The organism is Gelidibacter salicanalis, from assembly GCF_007997285.1.
In the GTDB taxonomy this organism is placed as follows: domain Bacteria; phylum Bacteroidota; class Bacteroidia; order Flavobacteriales; family Flavobacteriaceae; genus Gelidibacter; species Gelidibacter salicanalis.
Genome location: NZ_VORX01000011.1, coordinates 25,826 through 41,399 on the forward strand (window position 1 = coordinate 25,826; position 15,574 = coordinate 41,399).

The 15,574-nt window shown below is 37.8% G+C and carries 15 protein-coding genes and 1 tRNA gene; 6 read left to right on the forward strand and 10 right to left on the reverse strand.

The window, feature by feature from the left end:
• Positions 1–290 precede the first annotated feature (290 nt).
• Together ES711_RS15645 and ES711_RS15650 are read left to right on the forward strand one after the other, a co-directional pair.
• Entirely contained in the window at positions 291–902 is a 612-nt protein-coding gene (locus ES711_RS15645) for a trimeric intracellular cation channel family protein (RefSeq protein ID WP_146894248.1), read from the forward strand.
• Between the two features lie 280 nt (positions 903–1,182).
• On the forward strand, positions 1,183–2,430 hold the full coding sequence (locus tag ES711_RS15650) for an amidohydrolase family protein (protein ID WP_146894249.1): 1,248 nt from the start codon (positions 1,183–1,185) through the stop codon (positions 2,428–2,430).
• 339 nt (positions 2,431–2,769) lie between these two features.
• Here ES711_RS15650 and ES711_RS15655 read toward each other — a convergent pair whose 3' ends face one another.
• Positions 2,770–3,882, reverse strand: coding sequence for an MFS transporter (locus ES711_RS15655; RefSeq protein ID WP_246139221.1), 1,113 nt, complete (start codon positions 3,880–3,882; stop codon positions 2,770–2,772).
• Positions 3,883–4,193: 311 nt separating this feature from the next.
• Here ES711_RS15655 and ES711_RS15660 point away from each other — a divergent pair, with 311 nt between their 5' ends.
• Positions 4,194–5,351: a baeRF7 domain-containing protein gene (locus ES711_RS15660; protein WP_146894251.1), complete on the forward strand. Its 1,158-nt coding sequence runs from the start codon at positions 4,194–4,196 to the stop codon at positions 5,349–5,351.
• Between the two features lie 120 nt (positions 5,352–5,471).
• Here the strand turns inward: ES711_RS15660 and ES711_RS15665 are convergent, their stop codons facing one another.
• The 4 genes from ES711_RS15665 to ES711_RS15675 all read right to left on the reverse strand — a co-directional run bounded on the left by ES711_RS15665 (position 5,472) and on the right by ES711_RS15675 (position 7,745).
• Positions 5,472–6,377, reverse strand: coding sequence for a YlmC/YmxH family sporulation protein (locus ES711_RS15665; RefSeq protein WP_246139222.1), 906 nt, complete (start codon positions 6,375–6,377; stop codon positions 5,472–5,474).
• 9 nt (positions 6,378–6,386) lie between these two features.
• Positions 6,387–7,025, reverse strand: coding sequence for a hypothetical protein (locus ES711_RS15670; protein WP_146894252.1), 639 nt, complete (start codon positions 7,023–7,025; stop codon positions 6,387–6,389).
• A gap of 289 nt (positions 7,026–7,314) precedes the next feature.
• The gene (locus ES711_RS16320; protein WP_170245289.1) at positions 7,315–7,473 is read right to left on the reverse strand and encodes a hypothetical protein; all 159 of its coding nucleotides are present in this window, start codon (positions 7,471–7,473) and stop codon (positions 7,315–7,317) included.
• Between the two features lie 47 nt (positions 7,474–7,520).
• The gene (locus ES711_RS15675) at positions 7,521–7,745 is read right to left on the reverse strand and encodes a hypothetical protein (RefSeq protein WP_146894253.1); all 225 of its coding nucleotides are present in this window, start codon (positions 7,743–7,745) and stop codon (positions 7,521–7,523) included.
• A gap of 205 nt (positions 7,746–7,950) precedes the next feature.
• Here ES711_RS15675 and ES711_RS15680 point away from each other — a divergent pair, with 205 nt between their 5' ends.
• The gene (locus tag ES711_RS15680; protein ID WP_170245290.1) at positions 7,951–8,610 is read left to right on the forward strand and encodes an SOS response-associated peptidase family protein; all 660 of its coding nucleotides are present in this window, start codon (positions 7,951–7,953) and stop codon (positions 8,608–8,610) included.
• Here ES711_RS15680 and ES711_RS15685 read toward each other — a convergent pair whose 3' ends face one another.
• The 5 genes from ES711_RS15685 to ku form a co-directional block, all read right to left on the reverse strand.
• Entirely contained in the window at positions 8,611–9,564 is a 954-nt protein-coding gene (locus ES711_RS15685) for a helix-turn-helix domain-containing protein (RefSeq protein WP_146894255.1), read from the reverse strand. It abuts the gene before it with no gap.
• Between the two features lie 400 nt (positions 9,565–9,964).
• Positions 9,965–10,432 carry a hypothetical protein gene (locus ES711_RS15690; protein WP_146894256.1) on the reverse strand — a complete coding sequence of 156 codons (468 nt, stop codon included), beginning with the start codon at positions 10,430–10,432 and terminating at the stop codon, positions 9,965–9,967.
• 160 nt (positions 10,433–10,592) lie between these two features.
• Entirely contained in the window at positions 10,593–10,718 is a 126-nt protein-coding gene (locus ES711_RS16590; protein WP_262713431.1) for a hypothetical protein, read from the reverse strand.
• Between the two features lie 94 nt (positions 10,719–10,812).
• Positions 10,813–13,239 carry a DNA ligase D gene (gene ligD, locus ES711_RS15695; protein ID WP_146894257.1) on the reverse strand — a complete coding sequence of 809 codons (2,427 nt, stop codon included), beginning with the start codon at positions 13,237–13,239 and terminating at the stop codon, positions 10,813–10,815.
• A 3-nt stretch (positions 13,240–13,242) separates the two neighbouring features.
• Positions 13,243–14,016, reverse strand: a complete 774-nt coding sequence (gene ku / locus ES711_RS15700) for a non-homologous end joining protein Ku (RefSeq protein ID WP_146894258.1) — start codon at positions 14,014–14,016, stop codon at positions 13,243–13,245.
• A 433-nt stretch (positions 14,017–14,449) separates the two neighbouring features.
• Here ku and ES711_RS15705 point away from each other — a divergent pair.
• Both ES711_RS15705 and ES711_RS15710 read left to right on the forward strand, forming a co-directional pair.
• Positions 14,450–14,534 (forward strand) — tRNA-Leu (locus tag ES711_RS15705).
• Between the two features lie 130 nt (positions 14,535–14,664).
• A complete protein-coding gene (locus ES711_RS15710; RefSeq protein WP_146894259.1) occupies positions 14,665–15,564 on the forward strand; it encodes a MerR family transcriptional regulator in 900 nt (299 codons plus the stop codon).
• Positions 15,565–15,574: the final 10 nt, after the last annotated feature.

The following is a 15,574-nucleotide window of genomic DNA, read 5'->3' on the forward strand; positions in this document are numbered from 1 at the left end:
CGGCTAAATTAAACCTCATTCAAAATTTTCTACGTGATTAATCTCAGTGGTCGTTTTGGGTAAGGAACACCAAAAAGTTATGCGATCTGGCCGGGAACTTAAACAGAAATGGGTACAGAGTTATACCGTGTAAATCGGTCTCATTCCCATATGGAAGAATTTGCAACCTCTTAGAAAATCACCTAAAAGCTTACCTTGTATGCCATTCATCTATGGTGTTGTCCACAGAATTTACAAGATCGGACACACTACAATTAGTTTTAACGACTTACTTAAAACCCAATTAGGCAATGGAATCACTTCGCGTCATTGAAATTGTCGGTACTGCGGCATTTAGCATTGCGGGCACTTTTGCGGCCATGGAAAAAAAGCTGGATGTATTTGGTACTTTTATCATTGCCTTTATAACGGCACTTGGCGGCGGTACCTTACGGGACATCTTAATAGGTGAAGTACCTGTAAAATGGCTATTTGAATACGGTGCGGGATTGATTGTGCTGCTCAGCACCATAGCGGGACTCCTGTTCCGAACGCTCATTAAAAATTATCATAATGTGCTGTTGTTTTTCGACTCGATTGGACTGGGCTTTTTTACGGTTGTGGGCATTCAAACCGGCATTTCTTTAGGGATGCATCCCTTAAGCTGTATTGCTCTTGGCACCATTACTGCCTGTTTTGGTGGAGTCATTCGGGATATTTCCTTAAGTAACATTCCTCTCATATTTCAAAAAGAAATTTATGCCACCACCTGCATCTTAGGGGGTACAGTATTCTTTATATTATTAGAGTTAGGCGTGCCGCTTTTACCTGTAGAAATAATCTGTCTGTTGACCATTGTCCTATTCCGGTTGTTGTCCGTAAAATTCAATTGGCATTTACCAACCATTTGGAAAACGACATAGTCACGATCTTCTACACTGCTATGTCGCTATATTTTACGTATAAAATTCAAGTTGAAAACTTTTTTTAACGCATCCCTTAAGAGCCAAATGTTCATTGATTGCAAAATTTATAGTTACTGATTATATGGATAAATTTTAGCTATCGTGCTTTTGAGGCGACTTAAGCAACGCTAATACAATTTATAGTAGTATCTTAAGCTTTACATGTAGGCCATAATACAATCCTAACTTTCCAACGAACCTTTTAAATTTTAACCGAAATTTTTAAAAATTAGATACGATGAAAAAGAAGTTTTTTAATGCAAGCATATATCGGCATGATAACGCTACAGAACTCGTGATAGAAAATGGAAAAATCACCCATATCGGCTCAAATTTGCCAAAATGTGAAGAAGAGATTGATCTAGGTGGAAAATTGGTATTACCGCCTTATGTTGATCCGCATTTACATTTAGATTACGTCTACACGTTATCAGCATTGGGACAAGAAGGTGCCGGATCAGGGACGCTGTTTGAAGCCATTGAAATGTGGCCTAAATTTAAGGAAACCTTGACCGTAGAAAGTGTGAAGAAACTGGCATTAAAGGGGATTAAAGATGAAGTTTCTCAAGGGGTACAACACATTCGTACCCACATTGATGTAACTGACCCTAACTTTGCCGCTTTAAAAGCCATGTTGGAAATGAAGGAAGAACTCAAAGATACCTTAGACATTCAGATTGTCGCCTTTCCTCAAGAAGGGATGTATATGTATAAAGGGGGCCGTGATTTAGTAGAAGAAGCGCTTAAAATGGGGGCTGATGCTGTAGGGGGCATTCCACACTACGAACCTGCTAGAGAATTTGGTGAAAAATCAGTTCATGAGATCGTCAAATTGGCCTTAAAGCATGATAAGATGATTGATGTGCATTGCGATGAAACGGATGATCCACATTCGCGATTTGTGGAGCTGTTAAACGCGCTTGTCCTTATGGAAGATTATGGCACAAGAACAACCGCAAGCCATACCTGTTCCTTTGGCTCGGCAGACGATTCCTATGCCTTTAGAATGATGGATGTATTTAAAAAAAGTAACATGAATTTCATCTCCTGCCCTACTGAAAACGCCTATCTACAAGGACGACAGGACAGCTATCCAAAACGTCGTGGACTGACCAGGGTGAAGGAATTTATTGATGCTGGAATTAATGTCGCTTTCGCCCAAGATTCTATTAACGACCCTTGGTATCCAATGGGCAATGGCAATATGATGAATATCTTAGATAATGGGATCCACTTGGCACAAATTATGGGACCAAGAGAGATCCAAACAAACTTCGATTTAATAACTTACAATGGCGCACGCTGCTTAAATATTCAAGACACCTATGGCCTGGAAGAAGGGAAAGCAGCCAACTTTATTGTCCTCAACGAAGCTTCTGTTTATGAAGCTATTCGTAAGAGAGTAGACGTCTTGGCTTCCGTACGGAACGGAGAATTCCTATTCCGTCGTAAAGAAATGGCTTATGATATACCCTTAAAACTTTAAGCAAAAACTCGATAATCCAATTTAAAAATGTCATTTCTCATAATTGAAGTTTTGATATTATGAGAAATGACCTTGATTTATACAGGACAATTTGGGTATAAGGCCACTTAAACACTCTTGGCGATCTCATTTCGCACTAAATATTTGCCACATTGAACGAAGTGAAATGTCACATTATGTACCTTCTACTTTCTCAAATTAATCGAAGTGAAATGTCAAATATTCCGTAAAAAAAAACCATAGAGCACAATGCAAATGTCAGCCCACAAGGCCCTTTCCTATCTTCAAAACCTCATCCCATTAAAACTTCAAATGAGCGCAGACTAACCACTATTTCCATCATTTGCCCAAAGCTTTCTTAGCAAAAAACGAAATGATCATCCCAGGAACCGCCAAGGCAATGGCAAAATAAACCAAACCCATAGGCGAATAATTGCCCAGCAGCAGTCCGGCTACCGAAGTGGCAATCATTATTGATAGATTAAAAACTGACGACTGCACTGAAGTGGCAACGTCTTTGGCGGTATCCACCTGTCTGCTCACCGCTGCCTGAAGCAAGGTTACCAACGGGCCGAAGGATAATCCCCATATAAAAAATGCGACATGCCCCATGCCCGTCAGTCTACCAAACAGCAGAAATACAGCCATAGATAAAATAAGCAGGCCAAACATCGCAATGGTCAGCACCCTTAAATGTTGGTCAGTATACTTTATCGCCACTAAGACAGAGATTAAGGAGCCTATCCCGAATAACAACAATGCGCTCTCTATGCCACCTTCCAACTGAATTTCATCTACAAGGCTCGTGATATAAACGTACACCCCGTAGTGGGCCATCACTCCCAATAATGTCAGTACTAAAACAATTAATACCGAAGGGATTCTTAAAAGTGCAAACGGTGATGCGTTTTTAGTAAGTTTTTCACCAGGCAAGGATGGCAATCCGAACAGACTAATGATAGCAATTATAAAAATGACCACCCCTAATCCGACAAATTCCGTCCGCCACCCATACGTATTACCAATAGAAGTCATCACTGGCATTCCTATACTGATGCCTAGCGTATTTCCGGCCATTATTACCGCAATGGCCTTGCCATGATCCTTTTCGCTTACCAAGCGCATACCGTAAGCAGCAATCATGGGCCACATCACTCCCGCACAGATGCCACCAAAAACTCTTAAAATAATAATTATACTATGATCGTGGAGCAGTCCTGCGACAATATTAGAGATGGCAAAGCCTAGCAACAATATCAGCAATAGATATTTTCGATTAAAGCGCATGGTCATGGAAATCAGTGGGATGGCAAAAATGGCAGAGGCTATGGCGTAGTAACCCACCAGATTCCCGGTTTGAACCTCACTGATGTTTAAATCGGCCATCATTTGAGGCAACACGCCTGAAGGCATTAATTCCGAAAGGATGCCTAAAAAAGTCACTGTGGACATCAAAAGCATTATTAGCCAAGGAAAAACAGGCGATGATTTTTTACTGACAGGAGGTTGGTTCATAGGAAACTAAATTTATAGCTGCTTAATGTTCAAAACGGAGGTTAATTTAAACATAATTTAGCTCAATTACAGTTCGTATGTTGTCCTATTTAAAAACCAGCACTTCTCCCGTCAATTGGCTATGTAAATTGAAAAAAATTACTTATCTTATCCGTTGACGCTCATTATTTTACAATAGTCGAGTTCACACTTTTATATACATGCAATTTTGTAGATTTTTATAGTATTAACCGTTAAAAAAAAAGAATATGACATTGATAACGAAAAAGGAAATTACTGATTTACACAACACCACTCAAGACATTTGTATTTCCATTTTTATTCCCACGCACAGAGGTGGCAAAAAGGTGCTTCAAGAGGAAGATCCCTTAGCATTAAAAAACCAATTGAAGGACGTGAAGCATAAATTAGAAGAAAAGGGGTTGAATGCCGATAGTATCTCTAAATTTACAGAACCCATTCAGAAACTTATTGATGACAGTTCATTTTGGAGAGAGCAATCTGACGGTCTCGCACTATTTGTAGCCGATGATATTTTTCATAAGTATACCCTCCCCGTATATTTTCAAGACTATAATTACGTCTCGAACGCGTTTTACCTCAAACCACTGATGCCAATGTTTGCAGGTGACGGCAGTTTCTTTCTATTATCTTTAAATAGAGACGATGTCAAATTATACGAGTGTACAAAACACAGTTTCACTGAATATGATATTGAAGATTTAATTCCGGAAACGAAACAAGATCGGGTAGGCTTTGACTATGAAGAAAAGAACCTTCAATTCAGATCAGGTGCTACAGGATCTGGTAAGGCAATGTACCACGGTCAGGAAGCAGCTACGGGGAAAAGAAAAAATGAAATCAAAAAGTATTTTAGGGCGATAAATGATGGCCTTGCAGAAATTTTTAAAGATGAGAGCATGCCTTTACTAATTGTTGCGCAAACGCCACTCTTCGATATCTACAAAGAAGTCAACACCTATTCGCACACGTTGGAAGATAATCTTGTTGTCGATTTTAGTAGTTCAGATATGTTTGACATTCACGAATTGGCTTGGGAACGTATGGAACCTGTTTTTGACCAACCGCGTAAGGAACATATAGCGAAATTTATGGAGCAGCAAGGCAAAGGAACCACCGCAATAGGCATAGGTAAAATTTTACCTGCTGCTATAAACGGACAAATAGAAGCTTTGTTCTGTGAAAACAATGAAGATATTTTTGGAACTTACAGCAAAGAAGATGATCTCATCGAAGTAACGGAAGGTGACGATGATGGCACTACGATTTCGTTAATGAATTTGGCTGCGATTCAAACCTTCTTAAATGGAGGTGCCGTATACTTAATGGAAAAGGAAGATATGCCCAATCCTAACTCAAGAGTAAATGCCTTATACAGATATTAACATGCTCTGAAAACAACTTTCAAAATACAGCTCTAATTTAAGGTGTTGGAAAGAAATCAAAAAAGAGAATCTACGTAACGTAAATTCTCTTTTTTTTTCTCTAGCGTGTACTGACTAACTCTACAACCCTGGAGTACGTTTGTTAAAACGTCGGTCATCAAACTCGCGACGTTCGTAAAAATTGTCATCATCATAGACATCATTATTTTCTCTACGACGTCTTAATTCACTTTCGTCATTGGATAAAGTGTTAGCGTCGTCAGTTGACTGATAAAAATCTTCCGCCGTTCCGTAAGTTTTTAACTTATTTTCATCGTGATGGTATTTTCTAATCTCCTCACGAATAATTCTTCTAAGGCGATCCTCATCCATTTTAAAATCATCATCGCGTCGCTGAGACTTGTCGACAAATCGGTCCTCATTGGTTAGATGATGCTTCTCGTTGTCACGATCATTGGTAATGCGATTCCTGTTATCCACTCGTCTATCATCACCCAAGAGATTATCATCAACAATACGATCATCATCATAGCGATTATCGTTAGTATGGGTATTTAATCCATCAGTATCTTTGTATATTTTCTGACGGCGCTCATAAGAACCTAACACTTGATTTTCATAAGTTCTATTGATGTCATCACCTTTACGGTATCTCTTGGTCTCAGCAAACGTGCGATGGTCAATAATATCCGTATAAATATAGTTGGAGTCCTGGTTAACATCTACCAATCCTATCGGTACAATAATATGATTTTCGCCATCTTTATTTACAAATTCCCGAAGGTCTCCCTGACTTGGACGTCCGTATGGATCGTATTTTGAGTCGATGATACTTTTATCAACTTCAACATCTAGATAGACCACGCGCTCGGCATCTTTATTGACCAGTAAATTATCAACCTTTCCAATCACGCGATTATCAACGTCTTTTACATCCCAGCCTCTCACATCTGGGTACCCATCTGAAATTTTATAATCAGATAATTCATTTATATAGTAGAGGTGTTTATTGTGTTCTGCCATCATTTTAAGTTTTTAGTTGTTCATCATTTGTAATACATCCCTGCTTTGTCTTAAAAATGCATACAGAGAATTTTGTTGCTTGTTCATCATTACAGAACCATCAATCTTTGCAGCAGTTGTTTTCAAATCAGCTACTTGAGTCTGTAAAGATGGATAACTTTTTTTCTGGATATCTTCCATCACTTTAACAACTTTATCACTTGCAGTTTTAAAATTTTTAAATCCTTTAGTATCCTTAGTTGTTGTAGAAATAGAAGTTATTAAGGAAGAAAAATCTCTTAAATCTGATAGAGCTTCCGAATCTTCAATGTTGTTTTCATCCGCCTTCTGCACTACTGCTTTGGTAAGATTAGAAAACGCCTTCTTGGTATAGGAGGAATCTACAGCAACACGTGTTGAATCCGCAATAGATTGATCATATGCCATAAACTGATTGTATGACGAACTGGAGCTCCCTGCGTTGTACGGATCATAGGTTGATTGCGTATTGGTCGTATCCATTACTTGCTCATTTATAATATCGTCATCATAATCGTCATTCACATCTTCATCATTTGCATAGACGAAGTAAGCAATGATTCCTAAAACAACCAAAATGAGAATGACCCAAGGCCATACTGGTTTTTTCTTTTCAATTTTAATTTCTGCCATAATTTTATTTTTAGATTAGTTGTGCTGAGGATGATCAGCTACTTTTAATTAAAATTACTATAATTCACTGCTTTAAAACTGCTCTTAAGCATCAGATGTTGACTCAATTAAAATCTATGCTTTGTGATATCAACATTTTAGAAATTCAAATATTAGCCGCATAAACAAGTGATAGCATACCATACCAAAAAAGGAATTAGAGATAACTACAAAAAATTCAAACCTGAAAATTCAATTCCCGAAGCCTTATTTCAATCTCAAAAGCGCTGTTGGAAAAAACACCAAGACACTATTCTTCTTCGCCCCTCACCCGTTCAGACATATTTCGATCCTTCTTATTATCGGAAGTCTCTCCATATTGATTTTTATGTTCAGGTTTCAATGGTCCTTTTTTAACTTCTTTGTTTTTTTCTGGATTGAATTCTTTTTCATCAGTACTCTGTATCATAATATATCTTTTAAGTGTGTATTAAAATTTTGTTTTTTTAGGGGTTCTTATAATTGCCAACTCCTTATTTCTTCTGATACCTCTTCCCGACTTCTATTGGTTCTTCTGGCTATATTTTGGGCCAGCATATCAAACTCACCTGTTCTATAGTCCACATCTTCATCCGTAATATTGGGATACTCTTTTCTATACTCCTTTCGGATAGTTTCCCATCGATCCTCCAAGCCAGAGTCGTATTTGGGTTCTAATTTGTCATTGTCCATGTTGTTCATAGTGATTGGGTTTAAACGAGACTCATGAAATTACATAATTCATAATAGCCATATGTGTCTTATCCCTTAAAAAAGTAATCGCAAACATTGAAAATTCTGAAAAAGACTTTTAATGCAATGCTTCTAGTGCATTAAGAGATGAGAAAGGTTAAAAAATAGTTTTTTACAACAATCCGACTCTAAGTAAATGATCTTAATTTATAGGATGATAAGTAAAATTTCCAATACTGCTTCTCTTGAAGAAATAGAATCCCACCTTCAATCTAAATTTGACTATGGGCAGCTCTACACACCAAAAGCCATAATAAACGGCAGGAAGGAAGCCACGGTGTGCCTAGTTACCAATGACGCGCCTCACCACATCCAATACGGTATTTGGGGACTTTTACCTGAGGGCTATACCGATAGTTGGAAAAGTTTTCAGGCCATTTACAATACTTTGGAAATTGAATGCGAATCTCTTTCACCAAGGACCTGGCCATACGATGCCTTAAAATATAGACGCTGTTTGATTCTTGCTACGGGATTTTTTACGGGAGAAGTCGTAAATAAAAGTATGCAGAGTTACTATACATCATTGCGGAATAATAAAATATTTTGCTTTGCGGGAATTTATAATGTTTTGGAAGATGGTTTTTTATCCTGTGGCATACTGAGTCACAGCAATAAAACACCAGAAGCCCAGCTTAAACATTCCCAACCTGTACTCATCGCCCAACATAATTATGCGTACTATTTATCAGGACATGACGTTTTGGAGTTAATTTTAAATGGCACATTTGAGCTTGACCCAAAAGAGCAGGTCAAACAAAGAGTTGTAGATGTAAACACTACTTTCTATGATGAGTTTAATACTTATTTTTAATTAAGAAGCCATTGAAGAAGGCGTGCGTAACTGTTGCTGGTAGGATTTTGGCGAACATTTAAAGCGTTTCTTGAAAATTCGACAGAAATAACTTCTACTGGTGAGTCCTACAGAATACACAATTTCTGACACATTAAGATCCGTATTACGCAACATATCCAAAGCTTTTTCCAAACGGATATTTCTGATGAAGATGGCCACAGTGCAATTGTGCATTTCCTTAAAGCCCGCTTGGAGCTTGGACACCGATAGCCCAGTTTGTTTACACAATTCCTTTATGGTATACTGCTGTTGCGGATTCGCTTTTATCTTAGTGGTAAGCACTTCTAACTGCTGGATTTCAAATTTTCGCAAAAAAGCTGATTTCACACAAGTACCCTCTTGCACCAGAAGCTCTTTAAGTTTTAAACCAAATAGAATATTACTGTAGCCTTTTGCTATAAATTTATTCTCGCAGCCTGACTTGTCTAACTTTTTTAAGGTTCTAGCCATTTCGCATATCCCCAGGTTGGGAACTAATAATTTCGGATTAAGAAATTCATCTAAAAGCATCCCCTGATCTTGTAAGACATTCAGCAATTCCGTTTGTTCCTGATCTAAATCTGATTTCCCAATTTTTAAGAGCATAAAATCATAGGCTTTATCGGCTACGCAATCAAAACCTATGGTTTCAGCACTTTTAAAGGAAATAAGGATGCTGGAAAAAGAGGGAACGGTCAACAATTTGCCATCACAGCTTAATCGTAAGCTGGAGGACAAAGCCAAATTAACGCACAAAAAAACGGATGATTCTTTTTCAGTCTCTAAATTGATCCTTAAATTTTGATAACATTTCAGTTGAAAAGTATAATATTCCAGCTTTCCTGTAAGCTTTTGTTTTTCAACAAACCCCTTAAAATAACGGTCATTTTTAGTCAGACCATCACGAATCTCAAAACTATATAAATCATTCATAGCAAAAATGTTTTAGGTTTTTTAATTCAATCGGGGTAACAAATTTGCAGAATATTTAGGACTATCATTATCTTTATTAATGTAAAATATAACGCATTAACGTTCTCAGTGTGAGACAAAAAAAACCCTTATGAAGATAAGAGTTTATTTTTAAACATTAGTGTCCGATAAAAATAAATAATAAATTAACAAACTCATTTAAAGCAAGGGACATTAGAAGATTTCCGAAATGAGACCTTGCATTTTAGAAAATGTTTCTACTGGGAGGGAATGTGCGATTTTAATTTAAATGATCGTTGTTTGTCAGTTAGTTGCAAACAAGTCTTAATTCTTTATTCTAACAGCGCAGCGGTCTTGATTCTTTATCGGACAACAATGATTTTTAAATGTAACGCTACTGTTAATTTCTTAAATCGTTTGCTTTAGACCATTGCTTATATTGTTCGTACTGGGAATCATCAAGAATATTTTTCAAAATTCGATTCTCTTCCTTTATTTTTTCATTGGCGGACAAAAGTTTGTATGCATCGTCCTTTTGCGATTCCTTCCACTCTCTGATTGCATTCTCGTAGCGGTTAATTTGATCTTGAGTCATATTAAATCGAGAATATAAGTTTTTTCGACGTTTAGGATTATCCAAATTCCAATTTTCATTTAAACTATCCGTGATTTTATCATTACCAACGGACACTTCATCCATAGCGTCGAAGTTTCCTGTCTTTTTATAGTTTGTAGTATTGGTAATTTCCTCGTTTTCTGGAACTGTTCTACCTTCGGTACTATGATCTGGTGAATTGTTTTTTCCAAAATCACAGGACATAACCAAGGTCATTAAGCTTACTAGAATTAATTGGCGCTGAAAGTTCATAATATCTGATTTTTAGTTTACTACAAAAATACACCCCAATGATCTCATGTGTTTTCTCATTTGGAACAAACATTAGCTTTAATAGAATATGGATATTAAAACAAGAACTCCAGATCATGCATTGACCTGGAGTTCTTATCAATTTAAAAAATAAATGAATTTACTTTTTCTTTGCAGCTGATGTTTTTCCACTAGCTGGCGCTTTTTTTGGGTCGTTTTTTTGATCCGATTTTTGATCCGACTTTTTAGGCGCGTCTTTCTTTTGATTTTTGTCTTGAGTGCTCATTTTAAGTTCATTTTAAAGTTCTAATTAAAATTACCTAATAAGTAGATTAAGATAGTATCCCAAAAAATTTAATTAGCGCTCAAAAAATACATTTTTAAGATTCCATAAGATTATTTATCGCCTGTTCCATATCAATCCCTTTTCCCAATACACCTTTAAATACATCTTTAGTTGTTGCCAACCGATCTGGTACAGTTTGCATATTGTAATCTTGAATTTTTAGCCCTGACTTTACTTCAGACCATTTTAAAGGTGTGGATACGGTGGCTAATTTTTGAGGACGCACGCTATACGCCGATGCTATGGTTTGGCCCTTCCTATTCTGTAAATAATCCAAGTAGATTTTTGGGCCGCGTTTTTTTAATGAGCGCTCTAGGGTTGTTAGTTCGGGTAAGACCTCGTTGACATATACACACAGCAATTTTGTAAAATCCCGTGCTTCCTCATACGTATACAACGCTCCCATGGGTATATAGATATGAAGTCCAGAAGCACCTGAGGTTTTACAGAATCCCTTAATTTTGGCCCGATCTAAAACTTGTTTGACCGTTAAAGCCGTTTCAACGACCTCTTCAAAGCTGTTTTCGGTTGACGGATCTAAATCAAGGATAGCATAATCCGGATAATTTAACTGATAGATGGTGGAATGCCAGGGATGTAATTCGATACAGCCTAAATTATTCATATAAAGTAAAGTAGCCCGATTTTGACATAACAGGTAATTAATATCCTTAGCGGAAGATTTCGAAGCAATTTCGATGGTTTCAATCCAGGCCGGTAAATTCGCGTGGTCTTTCTGATAGAAGGAATCCCCTAAAATCCCGTTGGGATGCCGATGCAGACTTTCCGGACGGTCTTTGAGGTAGGGCAATATATATTCGGACATTTTAATATAGTAATCCAGCAGATCATATTTTGTCAACGGCGGATTGGGCCAGTATAATTTATCGGGATTGGTAATTTGAACCGCTACCGCGTCAATTTCCAACGAAAATTCGGAGTGAGAGGACTTCTGTTTTTTAGGCGCTGGGGTTTCATTTATAAGATTATCAAACGCAATGGTTTTATCTTCCCGCATTCTTAAAAAAACAGGATGTCGCATCACTTTGGACGGTGTCCATTCTGAAAATTTGACCTCACACACTAATTTAGGTATCAACCAAACTGCCTCACGTCCTTTAAGATGTTTACCAATATCAAATACTGGGGTGTCGGTTTCTAATACCTTAAACTTGTTGTAAAGCTCAGAAATTTGAGCTTCTGAAAACCCAGAACCACAAGTACCTACATATACAAGTTCATCATCTTCCACCATTCCTAAAATTAGGGAAGCAAATTTCCGGGATATGGTGGTAGACTGCGTGTAACCACAAATGATGGTTTCCGTATTTTCAATTTTTTTGAATTTTAACCAATTAGAAGAACGCACATTGATCTCATAAGTTGAATCGGCTTTTTTGGCAATAACCCCTTCCATACCCAAATTGATAGCCTGCTCGTACACCGTAATGCCCATAGCTTCCACATGATCGCAATACTGGATATGCGGCAAGTCGGGCAACAACTCCTTTAACAACTCTTTCCGATCTAACAACGGCAGATTTATGGTGTCGTGCCCGTTAAGATGCAGCAAATCGAAAATATAATAGACCAAGCTACCTTCCGTGTGCTCAGCATCATAGTTTTGTAGAGCATTAAATTGGGGCAAGCCGGTTTGGTCCAAAACCACAATTTCACCGTCCAAGATGGCCGTGTGCTCCAAATGCTCCAATTGTTCGTGAATGATTTTAAATTTTTCGTTTAACGAAATACCATTTCGAGAATACAATTCGACTGTGCCATTTGTAATGGTGGATACCGCGCGATAGCCATCGTATTTCAGTTCATAAATCCAATTTTTATCGTTAAAAATTTTGGTGCCCGGCGATGCTAGCATCGGTTTGACCACGGACTTTAAATTAAGTTGTGCAGGCGGTGTTGAAGCCTCGGTAGAAAATACCTCTAAATTAAAGTCTTCGGCATCGTAATCCAGTGGTGTCGCAAATTGATCGTCGTGTTTGATGAGCAACCATTGCTCCTTTTTATTCATGGAAGACGAACGCACCAAAGTAAAAATGCCCTGCAATTTTTCGCCGTGAAAAATGAGTTTTAATTTCCCGTCGGCATAATCTGAACCGAGATCTCGAGCTTTATACAGATTCTCATAAACCCCAGAATCCCATAATGTCATTTTACCGGCGCCGTAATTCCCTTTAGGAATAATGCCCTCAAAAGTGAGATAGGCCACGGGATGGTCTTCCGTATGTACGGCTAGACGCTTGTCTTTCGGATTCATAGAAGGCCCCTTCGGAACTGCCCAACTTTTTAGCACCCCTTCCATTTCCAAACGCAAGTCGTAATGCAAATGGCTGGCACGGTGCCGTTGAATGACAAACCGGTACTTGTCCTCGTCATTCCGGACATCTTTGGGTTCAGGAGTGTCCTTGAAATTGCGTTTCTTCCGGTAGTCTTCCAGCCCCATATTTTAAGAGGCTTTCTTTTTACGTTGGTCTAAACTCGCTTTTAATTTGGCCATTAAATCTTTGGCTGCAGTAGGTTCGCTCTTCGTTTTCTCCACCTTGACAGTTTTACCAGAAGCCTTCGACTCGATTATTTTGAGCAATTGGCTGTTGTAAACATCCTTATATTTTTTGAAATTAAATTTTTCGGTGTAGTTTTCAATCAAGTCCTCGGCCATGGCAATTTCCTTATCCGAAGTTTTTGTTTTCGGAATTTTCACGTCTTTAGGATCGCGAATTTCTTCAGCAAACCGAATGACGTGCAATACAATCACATTTTTATAAACCCCAATGAGCGATAGATTTTCCTTTTGACGCATCACAAACGTAGCAACACCTAATTTACCGGTTTTTTTAAGGGCATCGCGCAATAAGTTATAGGCCTTACCGCCCTCTTTTTGAGGTTCGAGATAGTAGGGATTTTTAAAAAGCATGTCCGCCACTTCGGTCTCTTCAACAAATTCCTCAATATCGATGGTCTTACTTTTCTTGACATTGGCATTTTCAAAGTCTTCTTTCTCCAAAATGACGTACGCATCATCCTTTTTAAAACCTTTTACAATATCCTTCCACACCACTTCTTCTCCGGTATCTTCATTAACCCGCTTATACCTGATGCGGGCGTGGTCGTGTTTATCGAGCATGTCCAAATCTAAGTTTCGACTTTCAGAAGCTGAATACATTTTGATGGGGATTGATACAAGGCCAAAACTTACGGTGCCATTCCAAACTGATTTCATAGTGTTTTTTTTAGATAATTTGTAAGTGCAACCTTCTTATTGCTGTTCTGCACCACTCAAATTCCTCCTTTAAAAAGGTGGATTCATTTTAACGATAGAATTTAAGACATCCCTTCTTGGCGAATGATTGCAATTCGTATTTTTTGTAGCGTTATCACAAGTTGTACTGAATATTAATATGAGTGACCATCTTAAAACACATTCCTTAACGTGCTAAGTTTGAACATTTAAGCTTAGACTGTTTATTTACGGATATTTTAAAGCTAGAAATAAACGGGATTTGCTAAAAAGTAAATTGAAAATTTCCATATAAAAATATTTGATTTTTTATATTTGCAGCGCTAAAGTCCTAGAGGATTTGTCTTGATTACCAAACAAGATTTCAAAATTGAATACCATTATTCAGTTTAACATCTTCTGACTTATATTTAATGCGCACGTGGCGGAATTGGTAGACGCGCCAGCTTGAGGGGCTGGTGATCGCTTAGATCGTGGAAGTTCGAGTCTTCTCGTGCGCACTATAAAGCAGACTACTTCATCAACGCTTCTGATTTCTTCAGTATTTTCAACGCCATCCGTTTAAAACCTACATTCTTTAACAACTTGTAATAATTTAGTGTAATTTTGTTTCATACTTTTGATAAAAGAATGAACAATATTAAGACCATATTCAGTATAAAGGATTTAGAACACCTTACAGGAATAAAGGCACACACCATCAGAATTTGGGAAAAGCGCTACCAACTGCTCGAACCAGAACGCACGGACACCAACATTAGATTCTACAATTTAGGACATTTAAAGAAGTTGTTGAACATCAGCTTCCTTAATAATAACGGACATAAAATTTCAAAAATTGCCTCCTTATCTACTCAAGATATGCACCAACAGGTGCGGGAATTGGCCAGCAAAGGACATCTTAAAAATCACGCCATCAATACCTTTAAATTGGCGATGTTAGACTTTGATCAGGAGCTGTTCTATGAAACCTATAATGCGCTGATCAAAACAAAATCATTTTCTGAGATCTTTTATGAATTGTTTTTGCCCTTACTTTCAGAAATTGGTACCCTATGGCAAACGGACACGATTACCCCTGCCCATGAACATTTCATCTCGTCGCTGCTCCGTCAAAAGATTTTGATCAATACGGAATTGTTACAATCCCAAAACAAAATTGACCACGACAACGCCTTTGTGCTTTTTCTGCCGGATAATGAAATTCACGAGATTGGGTTAATGTTTGTTAATTATGAACTCGTTGCGCGAGGTCACCGCTCCATTTTTTTGGGCTCCAGCGTCCCGATTAGCAGTTTAAGGGACATTCTTCCCTATTATAAAAACATTACCTTCCTTTCCTATTTCACCATCAAACCTGAAAGAGCAGACTTGGCAAACTATTTAGCAGAATTTGAATCTGAACTCTTGACGGGAAACAGCAACCAATTATGGGTACTTGGGCAGATGACTCAATATATTGATTCCCAAAACTTACCGAAATCCATTACCCCTTTTGAAACAATTGGCAGCTTAGTAGCAACGATTTAATGTTATTAAA

Bases quoted from the DNA above. Each gene is read 5' to 3' on its own strand.
- ES711_RS15645 (WP_146894248.1), top strand. From the start codon at position 291: ATGGAATCACTTCGCGTCATTGAAATTGTCGGTACTGCGGCATTTAGC.
- ES711_RS15650 (WP_146894249.1), top strand. From the start codon at position 1,183: ATGAAAAAGAAGTTTTTTAATGCAAGCATATATCGGCATGATAACGCT.
- ES711_RS15655 (WP_246139221.1), bottom strand. From the start codon at position 3,882: ATGTCCACAGTGACTTTTTTAGGCATCCTTTCGGAATTAATGCCTTCA.
- ES711_RS15660 (WP_146894251.1), top strand. From the start codon at position 4,194: ATGACATTGATAACGAAAAAGGAAATTACTGATTTACACAACACCACT.
- ES711_RS15665 (WP_246139222.1), bottom strand. From the start codon at position 6,377: ATGATGGCAGAACACAATAAACACCTCTACTATATAAATGAATTATCT.
- ES711_RS15670 (WP_146894252.1), bottom strand. From the start codon at position 7,025: ATGGCAGAAATTAAAATTGAAAAGAAAAAACCAGTATGGCCTTGGGTC.
- ES711_RS16320 (WP_170245289.1), bottom strand. From the start codon at position 7,473: ATGATACAGAGTACTGATGAAAAAGAATTCAATCCAGAAAAAAACAAA.
- ES711_RS15675 (WP_146894253.1), bottom strand. From the start codon at position 7,745: ATGAACAACATGGACAATGACAAATTAGAACCCAAATACGACTCTGGC.
- ES711_RS15680 (WP_170245290.1), top strand. From the start codon at position 7,951: ATGATAAGTAAAATTTCCAATACTGCTTCTCTTGAAGAAATAGAATCC.
- ES711_RS15685 (WP_146894255.1), bottom strand. From the start codon at position 9,564: ATGAATGATTTATATAGTTTTGAGATTCGTGATGGTCTGACTAAAAAT.
- ES711_RS15690 (WP_146894256.1), bottom strand. From the start codon at position 10,432: ATGAACTTTCAGCGCCAATTAATTCTAGTAAGCTTAATGACCTTGGTT.
- ES711_RS16590 (WP_262713431.1), bottom strand. From the start codon at position 10,718: ATGAGCACTCAAGACAAAAATCAAAAGAAAGACGCGCCTAAAAAGTCG.
- ligD (WP_146894257.1), bottom strand. From the start codon at position 13,239: ATGGGGCTGGAAGACTACCGGAAGAAACGCAATTTCAAGGACACTCCT.
- ku (WP_146894258.1), bottom strand. From the start codon at position 14,016: ATGAAATCAGTTTGGAATGGCACCGTAAGTTTTGGCCTTGTATCAATC.
- ES711_RS15710 (WP_146894259.1), top strand. From the start codon at position 14,665: ATGAACAATATTAAGACCATATTCAGTATAAAGGATTTAGAACACCTT.